This is a genomic window from Mycobacterium sp., from assembly GCF_049280035.1.
Classification (GTDB): Bacteria; Actinomycetota; Actinomycetes; order Mycobacteriales; family Mycobacteriaceae; genus Mycobacterium.
This window is the reverse complement of the sequence record NZ_JBAPPI010000140.1, coordinates 1-2,864: the sequence shown is the minus strand read 5'-3', so window position 1 is coordinate 2,864 and position 2,864 is coordinate 1. Positions and strand designations below refer to the sequence as shown.

Annotated in this window: 3 protein-coding genes; all 3 read right to left on the bottom strand. The window is 64.9% G+C overall.

Features of this window, described 5'->3' with window-relative positions; translation table 11 throughout:
* Positions 1-139: 139 nt before the first annotated feature.
* A complete protein-coding gene (locus WAN71_RS04575; RefSeq protein WP_422224195.1) occupies positions 140-1,906 on the bottom strand; it encodes an alpha/beta hydrolase in 1,767 nt (588 codons plus the stop codon).
* The gene (locus tag WAN71_RS04570; protein WP_422224194.1) at positions 1,842-2,624 is read right to left on the bottom strand and encodes an enoyl-CoA hydratase; all 783 of its coding nucleotides are present in this window, start codon (positions 2,622-2,624) and stop codon (positions 1,842-1,844) included. The genes WAN71_RS04575 and WAN71_RS04570 overlap by 65 nt, the downstream gene beginning before the upstream one ends.
* Positions 2,625-2,636: 12 nt before the next feature.
* The coding region (locus WAN71_RS04565; RefSeq protein WP_422224193.1) for an enoyl-CoA hydratase/isomerase family protein at positions 2,637-2,864 on the bottom strand (228 nt) is incomplete at its 5' end.

Here is a 2,864-nt window from a genome sequence, read left to right as displayed (position 1 = left end):
ACCGAATGACATTCCTCACATCGGGCCCCGACGTACTGATGTTTCCACGTAAGGGGTTGATTCGACAGAAATTCATCAAGGCTTAACGACTCTCAGGCAGCCGGCACCCGTCGCACACCCAGTGACTACTCGCCGAACGTCAGCTGTCGCTGGCGTGCAGCAGCGGGCGCAGCTTCTCGGTCTTGGCCGGCGTCCAGCCCGGCGGCTGCAGCACCGCCGCCCAGCCGTTGGCCACGTCGGCGACGTAGACGTGACCGTGGCCTTGCGGGACGTCAACGGCCACCGCCATGTCGGCCGATACCTGCAAAAACGTCACCACCGGAATCCACGCGGTCTCGGGCAGCACGTCGTAGCCGCGCTTTTCGCGTAACCAGCCCGGTCTGCGGAACAGCAGGTCGGGATTCCACCAGGCGATGGGGTCGGAGGCGTGTTGGAGGTAGACCACCCGGGGGTGGTGCCATCCCGCGTGCGGGCGATCCAGGTCGTCGGGACGGGCTACGAAGCGCACGTTGGCTCCGTTGTCGTAGATCGGCAGCCATTCCGGTGAGCCGCGATCGCGGGTCGCTGTCAGATCGGTCCAGATGGTGTTCTGGAAGGTCGGCCCGGAAAACAGCGCACCGTCGGAGCGGGCCAGCACATTGTTCAAGCTCATGAACGGCGCTTCGCCGCCGAATGAACCCAGGCTTTCGCCGAACACGACGAGCTTGGGGCGCTGTGCTTCCGGCAGCTCGCGCACCAGCCGGTCCACCGCCTCGAACAGCGCCTGGCCGGCATGGCGGGCGTTCTGTTTGTCCACCAGAAACGACAGCCAGCTGGGCAGGAACGAGTACTGCATGCTCACGATCGCGGTGTTGCCGTTGTACATGTACTCCAGCGCATCGGCCTCGGCCTCGTTGATCCAGCCGGTGCCGGTGGTGGTTCCGACCGCGACGACGGCGCGGCGCAGTCCGCCGGTGCGCTGCAACTCCCGCCCCGCCTCCTCCGCGGTGGCGGTGATGCTGTCGGCGGATTCCAGTCCGGCGTAGGCGCGGATCGGCTCGGTTGCCGGGGCGCCGTTGAAAGCGGTGAGCTGGGCGACGGTGGGCCCGTCCTTAACGAAGATGCGGCCCTGATGTCCCAGCGATTCCCAGGACACCAGCGACTGCGGCCCGCCGGAACGCAGCGGCGTTGTCGGCGCGGCGGTGTTGGGATTCATTTCGTTGTTGACCGCCTCGAACGTGTTGTTCAGGGTCCGCATCGCGAATTTCACCACCACGCCGTTGAGCAACGCGATCGTCAGCGCCACTATTAAAACCACCACGATGACGGCTGAAACCCGCGGCGGCGCAAAGCGATCCAGCCGCAGGTCCAGGAAGCGGACCAATCGGCGGATCAGCTGGCCGACCTCGACCACGGCGAACAGCACAAGCAACGACAGCGCTGTCGCCTCCGGATAGTTGATCCACTTCAGGTGCGTGACTCCCATCAAATCGCGCACCCGGTCCTGCCAGATGTGAAACCAAATCACCATCGCGAGCATGCCGACCGCACCCGCGGCGATCAGGATCAGCCACGCCCGGCGCGGCGCCGGCGGACTGGAATCCTTTGACCGCATGTAGCGAACCAGCCATACCGCGAAAACCCCGATGCCGTAGCCAATCGCCCCGGATAGGCCGCTGACCAAACCCTGAAACAGCGGCCCGCGTGGCAACAGTGACGGCGTCATCGAAAACCACAGGAAAATCAGGCCGACCGCGGTACCGGTGAAGGTGTAACGCCGAATCCACCACGGTTTCTTGCGCGGCGGCTCGACGGTGGCTTCAGGGGGTTCGGCGATCGCCGGCTCGCTCACCTTGGGCTCCTTAGCGGTGGGTGAAGTTCGGAGCTCGCTTTTCGATGAACGCCGCCATTCCTTCGGACTGATCATCGGTCGCGAAAGCCGAATGGAACAGCCGACGTTCGTAGAGCAGCCCTTCGGCCAAGGTGGATTCGAAGGCGCGGTTGACCGCCTCCTTGGCCATCCGGGCCGCCGACCGCGACATCTGCGAAATGGTGGTGGCGACGGCCTTGGCCTCGGTCAGCAGGTCGTCGGCGGGCACCACCCGCGACACCAGGCCGCTGCGCTCGGCCTCGTCGGCGTCGATGGTGCGACCGGTCAGAATAAGGTCCATGGCCTTAGCCTTGCCGATCGCCCGGGTCAGCCGTTGCGAACCGCCCATGCCGGGCAGCACGCCCAGCTTGATCTCTGGTTGGCCGAATTTTGCTGTGTCAGCGGCGATCAGAAGGTCGCACATCATCGCCAGCTCGCAGCCGCCGCCCAGCGCGTGCCCGGCTACCGCGGCGATTGTCGGAGTGCGGACGGCGGCCAGCTTGGCCCAGGGGGCGAAGAAGTCGCCGTCGAAGACGTCGGCGAAAGCCAGGTGCGACATTTCCTTGATGTCGGCGCCGGCGGCGAACGCTTTGGCCGATCCGGTGATGACGATCGCACCGATACCCGGGTCGGCATCGAATTCAGCTGCAGCACTCGTGACTTCGTTCATCATCTGGCTGTTGAGCGCATTCAGTGCCTGCGGCCGGTTCAGCGTGATGGTGCCGACCCGCCCGTCGCGCTCGACCAGGATGGTTTCCCATTCTTTTTCGGCCATGTCCTGCTCCTTCTAGAACTTCAGGTCGTCGTCGACCGGTGCGAAGTATGCGTCGACGTCGGCAGCGCTCACCTGGGCCAGCGATGCCGGCGACCACTTCGGATTGCGGTCCTTGTCGACCAGCTGAGCCCGAATGCCCTCCACCAGATCATGCGAACGCAGCGACCCAAACGACACTCGATAGTCCTGGACCAGAACATCTTCCAGCGTGTCCAACTTGGCCGCGCGACGCACCGCCTC